Below are 18,590 nucleotides of genomic sequence, written 5' to 3' on the forward strand. Positions count from 1 at the left end.
CTCCCGCCACTGCAACAACGCCGCTCAGCCCAGCAGCTTCAAAGGTCTAGCGGGAGGATGGGGGACGGGTAAGCTGAATTTTTTGGCGGCGTACTGGCAGATCCAGCCAGGTACTTAGCTCATGCTCCAGCCAGTCTAGTTCTGGCGTTGTCAGGCCGCCGAGCTTGTCTACCTTGCAGGCGCGATTACCAATCCAGATAATTAGCTCTGCCTGACGCTTGAGATAGCCCCAGTCTGATTTTTGATAGCTGGCTTCGCGCCGTTCGAGCTGCGAAATCTGCTGCAGCGGCAGGGACTGAGACAGCAGCGGCACCAGTCCGAGCAGCCGATAGGCCACCGTGATGTAGCGAGGGCCAATGATAATCTGCTTGCTCAGCAAAATACTCAGCAGCGAAAAGCCGACTTTGCCTATAAGGGCGATCGCCAGCCATAGCATCCAGCCATAGGATAAAAACACGGCCATAATACAGCCCCAAGAGCTAACCGGAGGCATCGAGATTTTCGGGCCAACGATAGGGCAGGGAATGCGAATTCGTAGGGTGTCAGTTCCTTTTTTTACCCGAATCCGACTGCCCTCTGGTCGAAAACGATGGGCCTGCGCCGTCAGCATGCTGGGCCGCTGGAGCGCCTGTCGCGCCTGCTCGACCGAACTGAACCGCTTTTCTAGGCTGGGTTCAGTCATCCGCCGCAGCCAGCGCTTGAGATTACCGCTGAGACGGGCCTTGGCCTCAAAGCGAATACGCAGATTTTCCTGGGGTAAATCAGCGGGATGAGTCCCCGTGACCAGGTAGATGAGCGTCGCCCCCAGGCTATACAGGTCAGAGGCTGGCGTGGCTCGTCCGCCAAACTGCTCTGGCGGCATATAGCCATAGGTGCCGACCACCGTGATAGTGCTGCCCTTGGCCGCTACCAGGTTCTGTACCGCGCCAAAATCGACGAGATACACCTGCCCGACTCGGTGCCCAGAGCGATCGCGCAGCAGCACATTACTGGGTTTAATGTCCCGGTGGATGATGGCGGGTTTCTGAGCGTGGAGGTAGGCCAGGATGTCTAGAAGCTGCTCGGCAATTTGCTCGACTTCCGCCTCGCTAAAACTGCGTCCTGCCTGGAGATGGTCTTCGAGAGACTTGGCCTCTAAATAGGTCTGCACCAGGGCAAAACCTCGGCACTGGGGCAAATCTAGCTCGAAAGAGTCGAGGTAGCGCGGAATGGCCTCATGGGAGAGCTGCTGGAGGATGCTGGCTTCCCGCTCAAACAGCCGCACCTGCTCCCAGTTCAGATCGCCGCCAAACTTGAGCAGCTTCAGCACCACTGGCTGCCGGGCCTGCAAGTCTAAAGCTAGAAAAGTCTGCTGACCGCTACGGCCTAAAGACTGCTGAATTTGATAGCGATCGCCAATGATCTGCCCCAGCATGAACGCTGTTCCTCAGAGTCGGCAAACGGAGTCTGCTAATGCCTACAGTCTAGACGCTGCCAATTTCTGCTGGGTTGAGGCAATTTATTTCTCTTAACAAAAAGAACGACTGGCGTGACACAGCTAACATAGGACTCTTGGAGGTTGGCGTTAAGCATGGCGCAACTCAACGCAGTCAACTACATCGCGTAAATGTAAGTGTCTTCACCAGACATGGGCAGCAAGCGCAGACGCTGGTTTTGTAAATCAGGCTCTATACCCAGCGCTTCCATTGGTAAAACACCTAGCAGGGGAATATTGATCTCAGTGAGTTCTAGACAGTCAAACGTGCTGCAGCGGCCATTGATTTCCAGGTTGGCCTCTCGAAAAATACGGCTGGAAATAGATCCTGCTGAAGTTTTGACGCTGGTTGATCCGCTCAGGGGCAAACCTAGAGTCGCAATGATGTCAGCAGGCAAACTGAGCAGCGTTGCACCCGTATCGACCAGAACATTCTCCAGCTTGATAGAGCGGACGGCACTGTCTGCAATAAAGCCTCTTTCCGCCAAAATCTGATCAATATGATTGGTCACTAGAATCGTCGCGGTGACTTGCCCCACTTGGTTCGGCTCAAACTTGGGTATGGTCAATTTTCCCATAGTCATGGCAGCGTTCCCGTACTTCTAGCTTGATCATGCCAGCTTTAAACAGGCGTGTCATGCTGAAGTTAGGCAGATTCAGGAGGGCAGCATGACGGATATGCAAGAGCGCGATCGCCGCCGAGTGGTCGTGGTGGGCGCAGGCTGGGCTGGTTTGGGCGCGACCTATCATTTAGCCAAAGAAGGCTACGAGGTGACGCTGCTGGAAGCGGGGCCGCGTCCGGGTGGCTTGGTGGCGGGCTGGCAGACGGAGCAGGGGCGATCGGTGGAAGCGGGAATTCATGGGTTTTGGTATCCCTACCGCAACATCTTCGCCCTGATGGATGAGCTAGATATTCAGCCGTTTACGCCGTTTACCAAGTCTGCGCAGTATTCGCCTGCGGGCTTAGAAGTTGAGTCTCCCATCTTTCAGGATATGCCGTCTCTGCCGAGTCCGCTGGGCACCTTTCTCTACACCCAGTTCAAGCGGCTGCCCCTGGTGGATCGCCTCTCGGCCCTGCCCTTGCTCTACGCCGTCGTGGACTTTGACAACTCCGATGAAGCCTGGCGGCGCTATGACGGGGTGACGGCGCGGGAACTGTTCAAGCAGTTTGGCGTGTCGGCTCGTCTCTACCGCGACTCCTTTGAGCCGATGCTGCTGGTGGGGCTGTTTGCTCCCGGTGAGCAGTGTTCCGCCGCGGCTGCCTTGGGAATGCTCTACTACTTCATCCTGGCTCACCAGCCCGACTTTGACGTGGTTTGGTGCCGGGGCACGGTGGGAGAATGGATTTTCCGGCCTTGGGTGCAGGCGATTGAGCGGTTGGGCGGTCAGGTGTTAGCCAATCGGCGGGTGAGTGATGTGCGACTGTCGCCGGGGGGCGATCGCGTGGAAGCTGTGATCTGCGGCGATGAGGTATTCGAGGCTGATGCGGTGATTTTCTCAGTCGGCATCAGCGGCATGAAAAAGATCGTAGCGGGCAGCCCGACCCTGCGATCGCGGCCTGAGTTCCGTAATTTGAGCAATTTAGGCGCGATTGACGTGCTGGCAACTCGCCTTTGGTTTGATCGCAAAATCAACATTCCTAAGCCGTCTAATGCCTGTTTCGGCTTTCAGCCCACCACGGGCTGGACATTTTTTGACCTCAACGCCCTGCACGACGAGTATAAGAATGAGCTGGATTCAGTTGTAGAAGTAGACTTTTACCACGCCAACCAGTTTCTCTCCCTGTCTGACGAAGAGATTTTGCCGCGCGTGCAGCGTGATTTGGCTGCCTGCATTCCTGAGTTCGCTCAGGCCCAAATTGTCGATCACAGCGTCATTCGTCTGCCCCAGGCCGTTAGCCACTTTGCCCCCGGCAGCTACCGCTACCTGCTGCCTGCCACAACCAGCCTCAGCAACCTGTTCATGAGCGGCGACTGGATCGTCAACCGTCACGGTTCCTGGTCGCAGGAAAAAGCCTATGTCACGGGCTTAGAAGCTGCTAACCTAGCAATCGCCCAGCTCGAAAAAGGCACCTTTGCCAACATCATGCCGGTGGAACCCGATGAACCCCACATTGCCGCTGCCCGTCAGGTCAACCGGACGCTGCGACAGCTAGGAGACACGCTGCTGCCGTCCTTCTGGCTGCCCTAAATCCGCCAGGTGAGGTGGCGGCTCAGGGCAAAGCGCAGCAGCGGCCAGGGGCGATCGCTGCTGAGGAAGACAGGTGGCCGTAGATATTTGCCGAGCAATAGCCGTCCTATCCCTTTCAGCCGCGCTTTCAGCCGCACATTGGCTTCTACAGCGGTGTAGACAGGGGCAAAGGCCAACGGCCCGTAGAGAATATCGGCGCGGTGGGCCTTGCTGAGGCGGTTTTGCTGGTGTTCAGGGTTGGGCTTGCCGCCGTGTTCGCCGTAATTGCGAAAGGGCACGTAGTTGTTTAAGCCGCGATCGCGCAGATAGTATTCGATGCCAGAGTCCCAGGGCGTATAGGCCGTAGGGCCGGGATTTTGCGCCACCTCTGCGGCTAGCTGCAGTAAAAGCTGAGCAGCGGCGGGACTGAGCACATAGGCCACCATCGACGTTGAGTATCCCAGGGCGTAGCCCGCTGGCGTTAAGCTATACGCCTGCGCCGCGCAGGTATACAGCCAGGCCAGGCCGAACTTTTCATCTTGACTGTCAAACGGGACGGCTAGCTGACCAAAGTTCAAGACAGGCACAAAGTCGGCCTCGACAATCAGGGTCGGCTGGGCTGACTGGGCCGCTAGCTGCCATGCCTGCTGGTGATTTAACAAACACAAAAAGCTGCGGGAGTAGGTTGTATAGCCGGGCTGATGGGTTTGGCGCAGCGCTTTGCAGTGACAGCCTGCCTGTGTGAGCGCCGTTTCTAAAGGTTCGGTCGGCTCCTTGTAAGCCAGAATTAGCGTTTGCCCGATGCTCTCTATCAGCCTAGGATGCAACTTCATCGGAGGTTTGTCCCCTTTGCACATACGCCTCGTACTGCTTGGGTACCCAATACAGAAACACTGACCACCAAACCAGCACTCCCAAACCGACAGGCACAGCTAGCCACCAGCGATGGCTCAAGCTCCAGACGGCCGTAGGTACAGCTATCCCGGTTAGCAAGATTGACCAGGGCTGACACCACCAGGGTTTGAGCTGCCAAATTGAAGCGGGAAGAGAGGGTGACATAGAGAAGCTAACTGTTGAGGTGCTCTGCGCTCCTATTTTAGGGCGATCGCGCTGATGAAGACACAGATAGGAGGGCCCGCCTGAGCAAAGGTTTGAGTGCGACAGAGAGGCGCTAGTCAGCCGGAATGATCACCAGCTCAAGCCGATGATTCTGGGCCGCGCGATCGCCGGGAACAGGCTGGGTTTGACCATAGCCCACTGGCAGCCAGCGGTAGCTTTCACCTAGCTGGGCTGAGAGGTAGCGACGAACAGCGCTAGCCTGTAGAAAAGAAAGCTGGCGGCTGCTGGCGGCCTCCGGTTGAGGCTGGGTATGTACGCCAATCAGCACAGTAGCGCGGGGATAGGCGCTGAGATCGGGCAGCAGAGCCTCTAGCCAAGACTCAGCTTCAGGGCGTAGCTGGGAGCTGTTATCTGCAAACAGGACGCTTCCCGGCAGGGTGATTTTGGGAAAATCGCTGGCAGGTGGCGCAGTTGCAACAGGGGGCGGCTCTAGTAAAGCTAGGGATGGGTCAGCGGTTTCTGAGGCAGTAGGTTCAGGGACGGGGGTGATGGCGGCAGCGATCGCTGCCAAGCGGTCTTCCAGGCTTCCACCGGCTCTGGATCTATCTACCTGTGCTTCTAGGTCAGCCGCGCGATCGCTGAGCTGCTCCAGCTCATTTTCTAAAGCCGCTAGCTCAGTCTCCAGGGTTTGGCGCTCGGCAGGGGTTAGCTGCGGCGCTGCAGGCGGGCTGGTAGGATTCGTGGCAGAGGGCGCTGGGCTGACGGCTGGCACAATGACTTGGGAGGCCGTATTTCCCTGCTGCCACCACTGCGGTAGCTGCTGCAATTTTTGGGCAGTCCGGCTGCTGCGACGAGACAGACTTTCTAACAGCGGCGGGTTGGCGGTGACTGGCGCTGAGTAAAACTGAGCAATGAGGATGCCGACTAACCACGCTAAAGTGCTGCTGACCCCTAACAGCAGCAGGCGAAACAGAAAAATCAGCAGCGATCGCAGCCAGCTCCTGTTGGCGGCAACTGGCTCATGGCTGAATGTTTCCGGTTTTCCCTCGTCAGTCATTGCCCTGCGTGATGATTTCAGCCCGCTTTCTGCTCCCTACCGAGGCCATCCCTTCCAGGGATTCACCTCTAAGACCCCCGACTCCGTGAAGACGACCCGAAAATCCGCCTGCGGCGCTGAGGGATCTTCGTCGGCTGCCACCAGTTCCGGCAGCGGCGTTTCCGCTGAGCTACGGCGGCTGGCGGCGTCTAGCGCTTCATAGCCCACCACGTCACCGGCCTCATTGAGTCGCACCCGATAGGTCAGATCTCCGTCTGCTTCAGGCGCATCGTCAGCCCGCAAGGCCCTGTAAAGCCGCTGGTTGAGGTCTTCAATCAGAATGCCTGTGACAATCTCATTCTCAATGCCTTCAGGCAGTTCGTCCGGGGCGATCGCCGTTGCGGCGGTCTGAACCTCGTCCGACTCGGCGGCGCTGTCCGCCTGCTGCCAAGGCTCCACGTCTAACTCACCCTGGGGCGTAAAGGTGACCCGGAACTGGGCAACGGGTTCTTGCTGCACCAGTTCTTCGTCTAAGGCGATATAGGTCAGCGTCGGCAGCGGCGTGGCGTCCACGTTGAGCAGAGCCGCATCATTGACGTACTTGTAGCCAATCAGATCGCCTTCCTCCGACACCGCCACGCGGTACACCAGCTCTTGCTCAAACTCCGGATTTTCAGCCAGCAGCTCCTGCAGCGAGGCGGATAGCTGCTGCTGCAGATCGGCCACCTGCTCGCTATCGGTAATCTCTGGGGAAGCTTCGACCCGATCGTCTAGTGCTGCCGCTGCCGCCACCACGTCAGCCGGAATGGCGTTGTCAGATTCAACCGGTTCGATAGGTTCAGCCAGGGAATCTTCAGCGATCGGCTCGTCTTCTGAGGTCGGTTCTTCTGTTTCCGTAACCGGGCGCTCAGGCGGCGCAAAGTCAGGCACCGGAATGAAGAACAGCGCTACCGCCGCCGCTGCCAGGGTAGAAGCGCCTAGGGCAGCGGGCAAGGCTCGCTGAGTCACGGGCTTATCGGCTTTGGCGTAGCGCCGAGGCAGTGAGGGAATGCTGAGTCCCACTTCTGGCAGAGTTTGACTGTCGGCCAAAAACTGATCGATCGCCTCAATGAGGTCAAAGAGCTGCACCGTAGTTAGCTTAATCTCAGTAGCCCCCCCGGATCCGGCCACTTCGGCGGCGCTGCTGTCTTCTGGCGATCGCACAAACAGGTGGTGATACGGCCCTTCACCCTGCTGCAGCGTCACGGCGGGCGCAGTGCCGTTGGCGGCGGCTCGGTGAGGCAGGCCGCTCAGCAGCTCCTGCCCATACTGATTGACTGAGCTAACTAAGCTTTGAAAAAAGGCGCGATCGCCCTTGAGTACCTGAGCCGAGTTGCCTAAGTGACATTCGGCGCTGACCAGCACATCCATCGTCTCGGCAAAGTCGCCGCCGGTCTGGGTGCTGAGTCCTTCTAAAATTAGATTGCAGTTGGGCAGCGTATACTGGCGTTGAATTGTCATGCCACCTCTCCATCAAACAAGCTACTCCAGAGGCGCTGAGGGCCGTGGGTGCCTGTGCACAGCAGTAGCTGAGTCAGCAGCTCAACGGCCAGGGCGTCTAGCTTCTCATCAGAATTGTAGGCAATCACAGCCGCCCGGCGCGGATTCATACGGGAGCGAAAATGGGCGCGAAATCGGCTGAGATAGTCCGCTAGCCGAAAGTGGTGTTCTAGGGCAAGCTGCTTATCGCTGAGTTGCTGGTAGCCCAAGAGGAGCTGCCGGATTAAAACCGTCAGCCGCCGCGCCAAGTGGCAGGTAATTAGCACTAAGGCTTTGGCTTCTGCCAAAGACAGAGCACGGCGCTGATTAGAACGACGCAGGGGATTGGTGCTGCGCACCAGCCACAGCCCGACCCGCCCCGGAATGACGCCGTTTAGCTCTAGTTCCTGAGCTGTTGACAGCATGGCTTCAGACGCTTTCAGGTCTAAAGCTTCTAGCGCTAGTAGCAGAAAGTCAATTTGCATTTTGGTGCGGCGAGGGCATTCCTCACCCGGCACGTTTGGATCAGGCAGGCTGTCCAAAATAAAAGACATCGAAGTTTCCGGTGGGCTATGTACTTGCATTCAGCTTTAGGCGCTATCCAGCAGAATTCTATCAAAACACGATTGGGGGCTTATGGATTGGAGAAATGGCCGAACCGATAGCTCAGAAAACCGCGATCGCCCCGTTGCCAGCCCTTTCTTTCACAGTCAAAAATGATCAAATAAGTAAATCCACAGCGGTAGTGTGCCCAGCAGCAGCCCAGTTGTGAGCGCAATGCTCAGGGTGATCAGGTCGCGGTTGAGATTATACTCCTCCGCCAAAATTAGGCCAGCAAAGGCACTCGGCATGCCTGACATCAGCACCAGGGCCAGACAGGCGGGCTGAGGCAATCCCAAAGCGATCGCCAGCAAGCCCATAGCAATAGGCACTAACAATACCTTAATCAGACTCGGTACCAGGGCTAACCGCAGATACGTCCAGTTTTGCAACTGGCTCAGCCGCATTCCCAGCAGCAGCAGCGCCGCCGGAATCACAATCCAGATTGACCCTGCTAACCCCTGCTCAACCAGGTCAGGAAAGGCGACCGAGCGCAGCCCCAGGCTCAAACCGCAGGCCCAGAGGGAAGGCACCGTCAGCAGGTCTTTGAGCCGCTGCCAGCGAGAATAGGGCAAATCAGCCCGGCCATAGGCACTGGCGACAAATACCCCCAAACCATAGCTGCCTATAATATTGTGAGTGACGCTGTAGAAAACGATCCAGCTTAGATAGGGATCCTCAATCAGCACTGGCGCCACCGCTAAGCCCACAAAGCCGGTATTGCCGAGCATAGAGGCTAGCGTGAAGCTGCCCTGCAAAGCGCGATCGCTCCAGTCTATGTCTGCGACCAGGGGTTTTAGCGGCGCTAGCTGGCTAAGCAGCTGCAGGAGCCGCCAGCCCAGTTCAGCCAAAACCAAGCCCAAAACTAGAGCAGCGGCAGTGATGACAGGCGTTAGACCGATGTCGTTAGAAATCTCAGCCCGCCGAATCAGGCTAAAAATTTCCAGGGGAACGCCAACCCAGTAGAGCGATCGCCCCAAAAAGCGAGGAAAGGCATCGGGTAAAAGCCGAAAGAGAATCAGTCCCAAACTCGGCCAAAACAGAAGTGGAAAATAAGCCTGGAGCAGGCTAGCGGTCATAGAAAATTGCCAATCATTGCAATAGTTAATTGTCCTACAGGTTATCGCCCTTTCACGGTAAACCCGCAGATCTTGCCTATTCGCTCACGGAGAGGCTGCTGCAATCCCCCGTATTCGGAGGTCTGCTGGCTAGGGCTGGCCGCAAGGCGATCGCGCTCTGAGTCCTCAGATTTTATGGGAGCATGTAGGGTAGTCACAGAGGCGGCGCGCGGCGCAGCTAGATGCACCGTCTCTGACTTACATACCAGGAGTAAATATGGCTGGCGAAGATACCTTAGTGACCCAAAAGACCTATTTTGATATCACCATCGGCGGCGAACCGGCAGGTCGCATCGTCATCGGTCTGTTTGGCGAGACTGTGCCCAAGACGGCAGAGAACTTTTTGCAGCTCTGCACCCATGAAAAAGGCTTTGGCTACAAAGGCAGTCATTTCCACCGGGTGATTAAAGACTTTATGTGTCAGGGGGGAGACTTTACCAATGGCAATGGCACCGGCGGCAAATCCATCTATGGCCCCCGGTTTGCAGACGAAAACTTCAAGCTGAAGCACTACGGGGCCGGGTGGCTGTCAATGGCCAACGCGGGCCGCGACACTAACGGCTCTCAGTTTTTTATTACCCTAGTGCAGACGCCCTGGCTAGATGGCAAGCACGTCATTTTTGGCAAGGTGCTAGAGGGCATGGACGTGGTGCGTAAAATCGAAAGCGTAGACACCAATAACCGCGATATGCCGACCTCAGAAGTGCTGATTGCTGACTGCGGTAGCCTGCCCGTAGAAGAGCCATTCGCAGTCGATAAGGCGGCGGCGTAGCCGCGCGGCTAGAAAGCCTCTTGCAGCAGAGCTGCGGTTTGCTGGGGTGAAACCAGGGTATTGGCGCAGAGAATGCCGGAAGCGGCAACGGCGGGTACGCCAATCCCTGGCAGCGTACTGTCCCCCACGCGGTAAAGCCCTTTGATCGGGGTGTGGCAGCTAGGGAACAGGCCCTTGCCAGCGGCGATCGCGGGGCCATAGGTCCCCTGATAGCGGCGTAAAAAGCGCTGATGGGTCAGAGGGGTGCCGATTAGCTCGACTTCAACGCGATCGCGCACATCCGGAATCACCTTTGCCACTGCCCGGTAGAGGGATTCAGCCCGTTCGCGCTTGCGGCTGGCGTATGCTGCATCGCGCTGCCAGGGCTGCCAAGGTTCTAGGGTATAGGCATGAACTACGTGATGGCCGTCAGGGGCAAGCTGGGGATCGAGCACCGAGGGAATAGAAATCATGCAGGTGTTGCCGGGGACGGTGATATCCTGTTCATCATCATGGACAACTACGTGATGAACGGTCAGCCCGTCTAGGTCAGCAGCGCGAATGCCCAAGTGTAAATGCATAAAGCTATCGACCGCCGGAGTGGCAAGGGCCGACTGGCGATAGGCGGCGGGCAAGTCAGCCGGATCAAGCAGATGCTGATAGGTATCCCAGATCGTAGCGTTGGAAATCACCGTCGGTGCCCTCAGCAGCTCGCCGCTGCGCAGCTTCACGCCCTGCACCTGGTTTTGCTCCACCTCAATTTTTTCTACATGAGCGCCTAGCCGCACCTGACCGCCCCAGCGCTTCAGCCCCCGTACCAGCGCCGCTACCATCGCACCGCTGCCGCCCAGAGGATAGTCTATCGGCGTGCGATCGCGCTCGCCAAACATAAAGGCCACTTCTGGCGCGACGGTTCCTGCCGCTTTCAAACCCGACAGCAAAAAGCATTCCAAATCCATCAGCCGCTGCCCAAACGGATCGCGGACTATGCCCGCCATCAAGTCCCCCACAGAGCTTTGAATCGCCCTTAGCTGGGGCAGCAAGCTCAGGCTAGCCCAGGGGTACTGGCTCAGCAATACTTGGGCGAGTCGCCAGTCAGCCCGCAGCGCTAGCACTGGAATATGCCGCAGTCCGGCATATAAAGATAGAAAGCGCCCAGAGAGAGCCTTTAGCTCTTTGGCCCCCTGGGGGGTAATCTGAGCGATCGCCGCTAGATAGCGCTCCAAATTGCCGTAGATGGGTAGGGTCTGCTGGGGAAAGTGATAGTAACCCAGGGGGTCGTAGGCTACAGTGGGCAGCGACTCGCCCAGGGCGGTCAGCACCTGCTGCACGGGATTGAGAGAGCTCGGATCCCCCAAGCCACAGTAAAAAGATGGGCCAGAGTCGAAATGGAACCCCTGGCGACTAAAGCCGTGAGCCGCTCCTCCCGCAATGGTATGGCTTTCGCAGACAATCACCTGACGGCCATAGCGAGCCAGCAAACCCGCCGCGACCAGGCCGCCAATGCCGCTGCCAATGACGATGACGTCCGCTTCGTAGGTCATCGTGCCCTAAACCTGACCGATGCCTGCAGGCGGCCAAAAGCGAAACCGAGCGCGACCAATCACGTTTTCCACCGGCAAAAAGCCCCAGACGTGGGAGTCGTTGCTGTCATTGCGGTTGTCGCCCATGACAAACAGGTGCCCCGGCGGCACCATCACCGGAATCATTTCGTAGCGCGGCGCTTCGGCAATATAAGCCTCAGAACGGGGGACGCCGTCCACCACCACCTTACCCCGATGCACCGCCACCGTTTGGCCTGGCTGACCAATCACCCGCTTAATAAACGCCTGACGGCCATCGTAGCCCAGTTTCTGGAGCTGAGATGGGGGATGAAACACGACAATATCCCCTGTTTGGGGCGGCTGGAAGTGATACAGCACCTTTTCCACCAGCAGGCGATCGCCAATATGCAGCGTCGGCTCCATCGAGTTGGAGGGAATATAGCGCGGTTCAGCAATAAACAGGCGCAGAATCAGCGCAATACCCAGAGCGATCGCTAAGACTTTGATATTCTCTCGCTGCTGCTGCCACAGGGTCGTCCAAAAAGGCTTTTGCGGGGAGGCTTTAGAAGTGTCTGGAGCGGAATTGACCTCTTCTGAGGCAGCGGGTTCTTTGTCAACGGTCATGCTTGCAGCCAGCAGGATTGTCTAGAAACCTGCTCTGATATGGGGATCTTTTTGATCATACCGCCTGTTTGCCAGCCCTGCCGTCCCCTCAGTTTTGTCCAGAACGCGATCGCGTTAAAATTCCCTGGCTCGGACTAAACAAGAGCGCCAGCAGGAACAGGCTAAAAGCCGTGAGGGCGATCGCCGGGCCGGAGGGCAAGTTGGCATAGTAGCTGATATAAATTCCTGTCAGGCTGCCCAGCATACCCAGCCCTGCCCCGCCTAGCATCATCCAGTGCAGCTCTTTAACCAAAAGGTAGGCCGTCGCTGCTGGCGTCACCATCAGCGCAATCACCAAAATTACCCCCACCGTTTTCATCCCCGCAATAATCGTCAGGGTGATGGCTGCCATCAGTCCCCAGTTAATCACGCCAACAGGCAAACCCACCGCTTCCGCCCCCACCCGGTCAAAGGTGAAAAATAGCAGCTCTTTGTAAAACAGCCGAATCGCCCCCAGCACCAGCAGCATGATTAGGCCAATCTGGACGACATCCGCCAGCGTTGTGCTGAGAATATCGCCAAACAGCAGTTCCTCTAGCGCCAGCTGGCTCTGTAAAACTGCTAGCAGGGTAATGCCCAAGGCAAAAAAGCTGGAAAAAATAATTGCCATCGCCGTATCTACCTGCAGGCGCGACTGAGAGCGAATCCAGCCGGTCATAAACGTGCCCAACAGGCCAAATACAAACGCCCCCAACAGCAGCGGCAGCTGCAGAAAGTGGGCGATCGCCAACCCCGGCAGCAGGGCGTGGGCCACCACATCACCCAGCAGCGCCATCCGCTGCACGATTAAGTAAGTGCCCACAACAGGGCACAAAATGCCAATCAAGAGGCCAGCGGCCAGGGCATAGCGCATGAAGTCGTAGCCGAGGGGAGCCAGTAACCAGTCCATAGCAGGCGATAGAACGCTAGGTTCTCAGAATTGGGTAAACGGCGGGTACTCTGAGAGTAGCAAGTCTGGGCGATTATACCGACCTTCAGGGCATGAAATCAGGAATCTACGCGGTTGCCAATATTGGCCCATTTCGACTGTATGTAGGGGAAACCCATCAGCTCGGTGATCGCTGGCAGCAAGCACTAACCCAGCTCAGCCAAGGGGCCTATACGAATAAAGCCCTGCAGGCTGAATGGGTAAAACAGCAGGGCGATCGCCGCTTCACGTTTCATACAGCGGCTGATCTGCTTCAGGAGAAAGACCTGCTAGGCCGCAAGCAGCTCCTGCGGGATCTTGAGGATTCCGCAGGAGCCTTGTCCGATTAAAAGAAATCTCTCGCCTCTCGGCTAAGGCTGCGATTTCTCTATCATCCTCCTTTATTGAATATTCTTCTCAATAGTGGCAAGAGGCTATATACTATTTTTGCAGGCTTATTGATTGCGTTTCTCAATAAGTCCAGCAGCTTCTCAGGCTGTTGAACTGAACTCAAGAGGGAGTTTTCTAAGTTATCAGCCTGAGACAAGTTGCGCTTCAGCGGGTGCTGGGAATAAGCCGCTTTATGTCGTCAAGAGGGGTTTATTCCTGGCTTTCTTCAATTGATATTGATACTGTGTTCTATCAAGACTTATGACTCAGATTTCTAATGTCCTATGGCTAACAGTTGGCGCTAGTCTCAAGCGATTTGATCAGCGGCTGCTAGGGCAGCTCATACATCAGGCTGAGGTGCGCTGCTGGGAATATGTTCAATCTGAAGATGAACCCTGCTGCCTAGAAACAGCGGTGACCCTGCTGCATGATTACCTCAAGCAGCGCGCACGCCCCATGCACCTGATCGGTCATGGCGTCAGCGGTGCTATCGGCCTTATCTACGCCCGCCGCTATCCCCAGCGAGTTCAGTCCCTGACTTTGCTTTCAGTGGGGGCTAATCCCGCTGTCAGCTGGCACGCTCACTACTATGCCCTGCGCCAGTTCTTGCCCTGTAGCCGCGCCATTATCTTGGGACAGATGGCGCGGCTGATGTTTGGGCCGCAGAGCCATACGGTGGCAACGGCGCTGGTGAAAGCGCTGGCCCAGGAGCTAGACAGGGGTTTTGCGCCCCATTCCCTCGCCTCTCAAACGGCGATCGCGCCGGGTGGTATTGAACCACCTCTGCTAGTTTGCCAAGGGGCTAATGACGTGATCGTGGACGCTCATCAGCAGGCCCAATGGCAGCAGTGGCTCAAACCGGGCGATCGCCTGTGGTGCTGCCCGGAAGGCAAACATTTCTTTCACTATGACTATCCCCAACGGGTAGCTGAGCAGATTTTTGGCTACTGGCAAAGCTTGGCGCTAGAGGCGGCTTATCGGGACGCCGCCTGAGTTTATGTCGTTATGTACGGCTAGATCTTATTCACCTGCGATCGCGCGATGATAGCGGTGGAGGTGAATGTATGGTGGCTCGCGTCAGCATTTTGTCTGTGTTTTGGGTGGGGCTTGTGGGAGCAGCCGCGATCGCTAGCCCGCTGACACTGCCGCCAGTTTCTGTCCCGACAGAGCTAGCGCAGCAGCTCCCGGACGAGAATTTTTCCTTTAGCTCAGCCGCAGGTGGATTCAGCGTTGCTTTCCCGACAGAGCCTAGCCTCAGCCAGGAAGAGGGCTTACAGCTTTTCACCGTTGAATTAGAAGCCGGGGCCGTGAGCTACCTGGTGGGCTATCAGGATTTGGCCCTCTCCCATACCCAGGCTAGCGAGTCGCAGGTGCAGCAAATATTTGACTCAGTGCGCGACAGCTTACTGGGGGCTGGGCAACTGCTAGAGGAGCAGAGTCTTGAAGCTCAGGGCTTTCCGGCTAAAGGTCTGACTCTACAGGAGGCCAGCGGCAGCATTGCTCAACTGCGCCTGATTTGGGCTAATCAGCGCCTTTATCTAGTTGCCGTCAGCGCGGAGCCGTCATCGACCCTGCCGATCGCGGCTGAGGCTTTCCTAGACTCGTTTACTATAGCCGCTCAGGCTGAGCCGCCGCCGACCTCTGCTGCTGAATTATTTCAGCAGGGCTATGCGCTCTACGCCCAGGGTGATTTAACTGCTGCCCTGAGTCACTTTGAGCAGGCTCTAGCTTGGCAAGAGCAGGCCAACAATCTCCCCGGCCAAACCAATGCGCTGATTGCTTTAGGCAGCACCCATAATGCCCTCAGACAGTATGACAGGAGTATCCCCTACTTGGAGCAGGCACTGGCCCTTAGCCGTGAAACGGGCGATCGCCTCTCCGAAGCGATCATTCTCAACAATCTGGGCACCGCCTATGACGATCAGGGCCAGTATGAGCAGGCTGCCGCGCTCTATCAGCAGGTTGTGGCCATCGCCCAAAGCCAGCAGGATCTCGATACTCAGATAATCGCCACCAGCAATATTGGACAGATCTACGCCAAGCAGGGCCAGTATCCTCAAGCCATTGAGCAGTATCAGCAGGCGATCGCCCTGCTGAAGTCTGCTCCCAGCGACTCGTCCACTTTTCGGCTCAGTTTAGCAGGGACGCTGTTTAACAACATCGGTGAAGCCTATGCCAATCAGGGCAACTACGCACAGGCGCTAGACTACTACCAGCAGGCCCTAGCGCGAGTTGAGCAAACCGGCGATCGCCAAGCTGAAGGCATTCTCCTGAGCAACTTAGGCGGTATTTATAACGGTCAGGGGCAGTATGCGCAGGCCCTCGACTACTACCAGCAGGCCCTAGAGCGGTTGCAGCAGGTAGAGGCACCGTTAGAACAGGGGATTGCCTGGAACAACTTGGGCAGCGCTCATATTGGCCTGGGGCAGTACGCTCAGGCAGCAGCGGCCTTTGAACAAGCGCTGGCGATCGCGGTCGAAATTGGCGATCGCGACTCGGAAGCCACAACGCTGAACAACTTAGGCAATCTAGCCGGTCTGCAGGGGCGCTATGCAGCGGCGCGGCAATACTATCAGCAGTCTCTGGAAATTGCGCAGGACCTAGGCCATCGCACCAGCGAGCAGGTGGCTCTTGGCAATCTAGGACAGGTTTTGGCGGCGCAGACCCAGTACGACGCGGCGATCGCCCAGTTTCAGCAGGCGTTAGCTCTGGCGCAAGAGGCAGGCAATCTACCGGCTGAGGCCACCCTGCTCAACAACTTGGGCAACGTGGCAGAAAGTCGGGACCAGTTTACCGTGGCGGAAGACTACTACCAGCGGTCTTTGGCGCTGCGACGACAGCTAGGCGATCGGGCAGGGGAAGGCACTGTCCTCAACAACCTCGGCAGCACCTATACGGCCCAGGGACGCTATGAGCCAGCCCTGGCCATGTTTGAGCAGGCGCAGGCGGTTGCCCAAGCAACCGGCTCCCGGCTGCTGGAGGGCACTACCTTGAGCAATCTGGGACTGGTCTATGGCGACCTGGGCCAGTATGACCAAGCCCTAGACTATTATCAACAAGCGCTCACCATTCGCCGGGAACTCAGCGATCGCAGCGGCGAGGCGACAACCCTCAACAATATCGGAACTATTTACGGGGCTAGAGGCGACTTTGCTACCGCCCTAGACTATCTGCAGCAGGGACTGGCGCTGATTCAGCCACTTGGCAACCTCAGCCTGGAAGCCAGCGCCCTAAATAATCTGGGCAATCTCTACGACGACCAGAGCCAGTACGACAGAGCACTCAGCTATTATCAGCAGGCCCTAGAGCGCTACAGCCGTATTGGCGAGCCTGCCGGAGAGGCCAATACCCTCAGCAACGTGGGAGCCGTCTACCTGGCTCAGGGCAACTACCCACAGGCGATCGCTCAGTATGAACAGGCACTGGCGCTGCGGCAGGAAGTGGGCGATCGCCTAGGCGTCGCCGTTACCCTCAACAATATGGGCCAGCTCTATGACAATTTAGGCCAGCCCCAGCGCGCGATCGCCCTGTATGAAGACGCTTTAGCCACGCTGACGGAGATTGGCAGCCGGGCGGAAGCCGCCATTACGCTGAACAATATTGGCGCTTCCCGCATTCAGCAGGCCCAATACGACTTGGCTCAAACCGCCCTGCAGCAGGCACTAGCGATCCAGAGCGACATTGGCGATCGCGCAGGCGAGGCCGTTACTCTAGGCAATATTGGCTTAATCCATGACAACCAGAGTCAGTACGACCTGGCCCTAGACTACTATCAGCAAGCGCTGGCCCTGCACCAGGCAGTGGGCGATCGCGCCGCGGTTGCCAGCACGTTAAACAATATTGGCCTGCTCTACGAGGCGCTGGATCAGCCGCAGCAGGGCCTACCCCAGCTCGAACAGGCCCTGGCGATTCAGCGCGAAATTGGCGATCGTGTCGGCCAAGGCGTTTCCTTGAGCAACCTGGGACGGCTGCAGCTAGCTCTGAACAATCCTGATGCCGCGGTGGTGCCACTGAGCGCTGCGGTCGATATCTGGGAGTCGCTGCGTCCCGGCCTGGCCGATGCGGAGAAGGTTTCGCTGTTTGAGATGCAGGCGGCGACCTACCGCCACTGGCAGGTGGCATTAGTGGCCCAGCAGCAGCCGGAGGCGGCTTTGGTGGTGGCTGAGCGGGGGCGAGCTAGGGCTTTTGTAGAGCTATTGGCCACCCGGCAGCCGCAGACCGCCGCGATCGCAGCTCCTTCCCTGGCAGAAATCCGGCAGGTGGCAGCGCAGCAGCAGGCAACTCTGGTGGAATATTCGCTCGTGTCGCCCAACGAAGTCCCCCATCTCTACATTTGGGTGGTACAGCCAGCGGGTGAGATGATCTTTCGTCAGGTGGAGCTGCCAGACAGAGCGCTTGCAACCTTGGTGGCTGACAGTCGGGCCGGCGTGCGGGGTATCCGCAGCATTGGGGTGAACTATGCGGCGGCTGGTCCTGAGGCTCCTCCGGAATCACTGCGGCAGCTGCATCAGATTTTAATTGAACCTATTGCCGATCTATTGCCGAGGAATCCCAGCGATCGCGTCATCTTTGTGCCCCAGGGTGAGCTGTTTCTCGTGCCTTTTGCGGCCCTGCAGGATGCTGACGACAATTACCTGATTCAGCAGCATACCGTTTTAACGGCCCCGGCAGTTCAGGTCCTAGCCCTAGCTCCTAGACCTGGCGGGCGATCGCGCAGTCTGGCCGGAGAGGTCCTAGTCGTGGGGAATCCCACCATGCCCAGCCTTACTGCCTTACCGCAGGTGACCACCGCGCTGCCGCCGCTGCCGGGCGCAGAGCAGGAAGCCGAGGCGATCGCCGCCCTGTATGACACCACCGCCCTCATCGGGCCGCAGGCGACAGAAACTACCGTCACGACGCGAATGCAGACTGCCCGCATTATTCATCTTGCCACCCACGGGCTGCTAGAGTACGGCCTGCCCAGTGACTCAGGCGTTCGAGATTTGCCCGGTGCTCTGGCCTTAGCCCCGACGACCGAGAGCGATGGCCTGCTGACGGCAGGCGAAATCCTGGAGCTAAACCTCAGCGCTGATTTGGTCGTGCTGAGTGCCTGTGATACCGGACGCGGCACCATCACCGGCGACGGCGTAGTGGGGCTGTCGCGCTCCTTTCTCTCAGCCGGAACGCCTAGCGTCTTGGTGTCGCTTTGGGCCGTACCCGATGCCCCCACGGCATTGCTGATGACTGAGTTTTACCAGCAGCTACAGCAGACTGACGACAAGGCCCAGGCGCTGCGGCAGGCCATGCTGGCGATGATTGACCAGTTTCCCGATCCGCGAGACTGGTCAGGATTTGTTCTGGTCGGCACAGCCCAGTAGAACC

At 57.6% G+C, this 18,590-nt stretch carries 16 protein-coding genes; 5 read left to right on the forward strand and 11 right to left on the reverse strand.

Annotated elements, in window-relative coordinates; all coding sequences use genetic code 11:
- Positions 1-46: 46 nt before the first annotated feature.
- Both QJQ48_RS04445 and QJQ48_RS04450 read right to left on the reverse strand, forming a co-directional pair.
- Positions 47-1,414, reverse strand: a complete 1,368-nt coding sequence (locus QJQ48_RS04445) for a serine/threonine protein kinase (RefSeq protein ID WP_346289992.1) — start codon at positions 1,412-1,414, stop codon at positions 47-49.
- A gap of 179 nt (positions 1,415-1,593) precedes the next feature.
- Positions 1,594-2,058 (reverse strand): aspartyl protease family protein, encoded by a 465-nt coding sequence (locus QJQ48_RS04450; protein ID WP_346289993.1) that lies wholly within the window; start codon positions 2,056-2,058, stop codon positions 1,594-1,596.
- A gap of 70 nt (positions 2,059-2,128) precedes the next feature.
- Between QJQ48_RS04450 and QJQ48_RS04455 the strand changes: the two genes are divergently transcribed.
- Positions 2,129-3,664, forward strand: coding sequence for a hydroxysqualene dehydroxylase (locus tag QJQ48_RS04455; protein ID WP_346290114.1), 1,536 nt, complete (start codon positions 2,129-2,131; stop codon positions 3,662-3,664).
- Here the strand turns inward: QJQ48_RS04455 and QJQ48_RS04460 are convergent.
- The 6 genes from QJQ48_RS04460 to QJQ48_RS04485 all read right to left on the reverse strand — a co-directional run bounded on the left by QJQ48_RS04460 (position 3,661) and on the right by QJQ48_RS04485 (position 8,935).
- On the reverse strand, positions 3,661-4,476 hold the full coding sequence (locus tag QJQ48_RS04460; RefSeq protein ID WP_346289994.1) for an LPS biosynthesis glycosyltransferase: 816 nt from the start codon (positions 4,474-4,476) through the stop codon (positions 3,661-3,663). The two genes, QJQ48_RS04455 and QJQ48_RS04460, sit on opposite strands and share 4 nt — an antisense overlap.
- Positions 4,460-4,702 carry a DUF6737 family protein gene (locus tag QJQ48_RS04465; protein ID WP_346289995.1) on the reverse strand — a complete coding sequence of 81 codons (243 nt, stop codon included), beginning with the start codon at positions 4,700-4,702 and terminating at the stop codon, positions 4,460-4,462. The genes QJQ48_RS04460 and QJQ48_RS04465 overlap by 17 nt, the downstream gene beginning before the upstream one ends.
- Positions 4,703-4,814: 112 nt before the next feature.
- Positions 4,815-5,759: an OmpA family protein gene (locus QJQ48_RS04470; RefSeq protein ID WP_346289996.1), complete on the reverse strand. Its 945-nt coding sequence runs from the start codon at positions 5,757-5,759 to the stop codon at positions 4,815-4,817.
- Between the two features lie 36 nt (positions 5,760-5,795).
- Complete coding sequence (locus tag QJQ48_RS04475; RefSeq protein WP_346289997.1) at positions 5,796-7,238, reverse strand: DUF4335 domain-containing protein; 1,443 nt, start codon at positions 7,236-7,238, stop codon at positions 5,796-5,798.
- On the reverse strand, positions 7,235-7,840 hold the full coding sequence (locus QJQ48_RS04480; RefSeq protein ID WP_346289998.1) for a DUF3038 domain-containing protein: 606 nt from the start codon (positions 7,838-7,840) through the stop codon (positions 7,235-7,237). Before QJQ48_RS04480 ends, QJQ48_RS04475 begins: the two co-directional genes overlap by 4 nt.
- Before the next feature lie 126 nt (positions 7,841-7,966).
- Positions 7,967-8,935: an AEC family transporter gene (locus QJQ48_RS04485; protein ID WP_346289999.1), complete on the reverse strand. Its 969-nt coding sequence runs from the start codon at positions 8,933-8,935 to the stop codon at positions 7,967-7,969.
- A gap of 256 nt (positions 8,936-9,191) precedes the next feature.
- Between QJQ48_RS04485 and QJQ48_RS04490 the strand changes: the two genes are divergently transcribed.
- Positions 9,192-9,746 (forward strand): peptidylprolyl isomerase, encoded by a 555-nt coding sequence (locus QJQ48_RS04490; RefSeq protein ID WP_346290000.1) that lies wholly within the window; start codon positions 9,192-9,194, stop codon positions 9,744-9,746.
- 8 nt (positions 9,747-9,754) lie between these two features.
- Here the strand turns inward: QJQ48_RS04490 and QJQ48_RS04495 are convergent, their stop codons facing one another.
- The 3 genes from QJQ48_RS04495 to QJQ48_RS04505 form a co-directional block, all read right to left on the reverse strand.
- The gene (locus QJQ48_RS04495) at positions 9,755-11,269 is read right to left on the reverse strand and encodes a phytoene desaturase family protein (protein ID WP_346290001.1); all 1,515 of its coding nucleotides are present in this window, start codon (positions 11,267-11,269) and stop codon (positions 9,755-9,757) included.
- Positions 11,270-11,275: 6 nt separating this feature from the next.
- Positions 11,276-11,893 (reverse strand): signal peptidase I, encoded by a 618-nt coding sequence (lepB, locus tag QJQ48_RS04500; protein ID WP_346290002.1) that lies wholly within the window; start codon positions 11,891-11,893, stop codon positions 11,276-11,278.
- A gap of 88 nt (positions 11,894-11,981) precedes the next feature.
- Positions 11,982-12,821 (reverse strand): metal ABC transporter permease, encoded by an 840-nt coding sequence (locus QJQ48_RS04505; RefSeq protein WP_346290003.1) that lies wholly within the window; start codon positions 12,819-12,821, stop codon positions 11,982-11,984.
- Positions 12,822-12,913: 92 nt separating this feature from the next.
- Here QJQ48_RS04505 and QJQ48_RS04510 point away from each other — a divergent pair, with 92 nt between their 5' ends.
- The 3 genes from QJQ48_RS04510 (at position 12,914) to QJQ48_RS04520 (ending at position 18,586) form a co-directional block, all read left to right on the forward strand.
- Complete coding sequence (locus QJQ48_RS04510; protein ID WP_346290004.1) at positions 12,914-13,189, forward strand: GIY-YIG nuclease family protein; 276 nt, start codon at positions 12,914-12,916, stop codon at positions 13,187-13,189.
- A 301-nt stretch (positions 13,190-13,490) separates the two neighbouring features.
- Entirely contained in the window at positions 13,491-14,222 is a 732-nt protein-coding gene (locus tag QJQ48_RS04515) for an alpha/beta fold hydrolase (RefSeq protein ID WP_346290005.1), read from the forward strand.
- A 71-nt stretch (positions 14,223-14,293) separates the two neighbouring features.
- On the forward strand, positions 14,294-18,586 hold the full coding sequence (locus QJQ48_RS04520; RefSeq protein WP_346290006.1) for a tetratricopeptide repeat protein: 4,293 nt from the start codon (positions 14,294-14,296) through the stop codon (positions 18,584-18,586).
- Positions 18,587-18,590 lie beyond the last annotated feature (4 nt).

The sequence above is a fragment of the Sphaerothrix gracilis Ecp01 genome (genome assembly GCF_030405905.1).
Classification (GTDB): Bacteria; Cyanobacteriota; Cyanobacteriia; order Phormidesmidales; family Phormidesmidaceae; genus Sphaerothrix; species Sphaerothrix gracilis.

What these genes read in the sequence shown, in the direction of transcription:
- QJQ48_RS04515 (WP_346290005.1), top strand. Translation starts at nt 13,491, where the DNA reads ATGACTCAGATTTCTAATGTCCTATGGCTAACAGTTGGCGCTAGTCTC.
- QJQ48_RS04505 (WP_346290003.1), bottom strand. Translation starts at nt 12,821, where the DNA reads ATGGACTGGTTACTGGCTCCCCTCGGCTACGACTTCATGCGCTATGCC.
- QJQ48_RS04445 (WP_346289992.1), bottom strand. Translation starts at nt 1,414, where the DNA reads ATGCTGGGGCAGATCATTGGCGATCGCTATCAAATTCAGCAGTCTTTA.
- QJQ48_RS04510 (WP_346290004.1), top strand. Translation starts at nt 12,914, where the DNA reads ATGAAATCAGGAATCTACGCGGTTGCCAATATTGGCCCATTTCGACTG.
- QJQ48_RS04460 (WP_346289994.1), bottom strand. Translation starts at nt 4,476, where the DNA reads ATGAAGTTGCATCCTAGGCTGATAGAGAGCATCGGGCAAACGCTAATT.
- QJQ48_RS04490 (WP_346290000.1), top strand. Translation starts at nt 9,192, where the DNA reads ATGGCTGGCGAAGATACCTTAGTGACCCAAAAGACCTATTTTGATATC.
- QJQ48_RS04480 (WP_346289998.1), bottom strand. Translation starts at nt 7,840, where the DNA reads ATGCAAGTACATAGCCCACCGGAAACTTCGATGTCTTTTATTTTGGAC.
- QJQ48_RS04470 (WP_346289996.1), bottom strand. Translation starts at nt 5,759, where the DNA reads ATGACTGACGAGGGAAAACCGGAAACATTCAGCCATGAGCCAGTTGCC.
- QJQ48_RS04475 (WP_346289997.1), bottom strand. Translation starts at nt 7,238, where the DNA reads ATGACAATTCAACGCCAGTATACGCTGCCCAACTGCAATCTAATTTTA.
- QJQ48_RS04520 (WP_346290006.1), top strand. Translation starts at nt 14,294, where the DNA reads ATGGTGGCTCGCGTCAGCATTTTGTCTGTGTTTTGGGTGGGGCTTGTG.
- QJQ48_RS04450 (WP_346289993.1), bottom strand. Translation starts at nt 2,058, where the DNA reads ATGACTATGGGAAAATTGACCATACCCAAGTTTGAGCCGAACCAAGTG.
- QJQ48_RS04495 (WP_346290001.1), bottom strand. Translation starts at nt 11,269, where the DNA reads ATGACCTACGAAGCGGACGTCATCGTCATTGGCAGCGGCATTGGCGGC.
- QJQ48_RS04465 (WP_346289995.1), bottom strand. Translation starts at nt 4,702, where the DNA reads ATGTCACCCTCTCTTCCCGCTTCAATTTGGCAGCTCAAACCCTGGTGG.
- lepB (WP_346290002.1), bottom strand. Translation starts at nt 11,893, where the DNA reads ATGACCGTTGACAAAGAACCCGCTGCCTCAGAAGAGGTCAATTCCGCT.
- QJQ48_RS04485 (WP_346289999.1), bottom strand. Translation starts at nt 8,935, where the DNA reads ATGACCGCTAGCCTGCTCCAGGCTTATTTTCCACTTCTGTTTTGGCCG.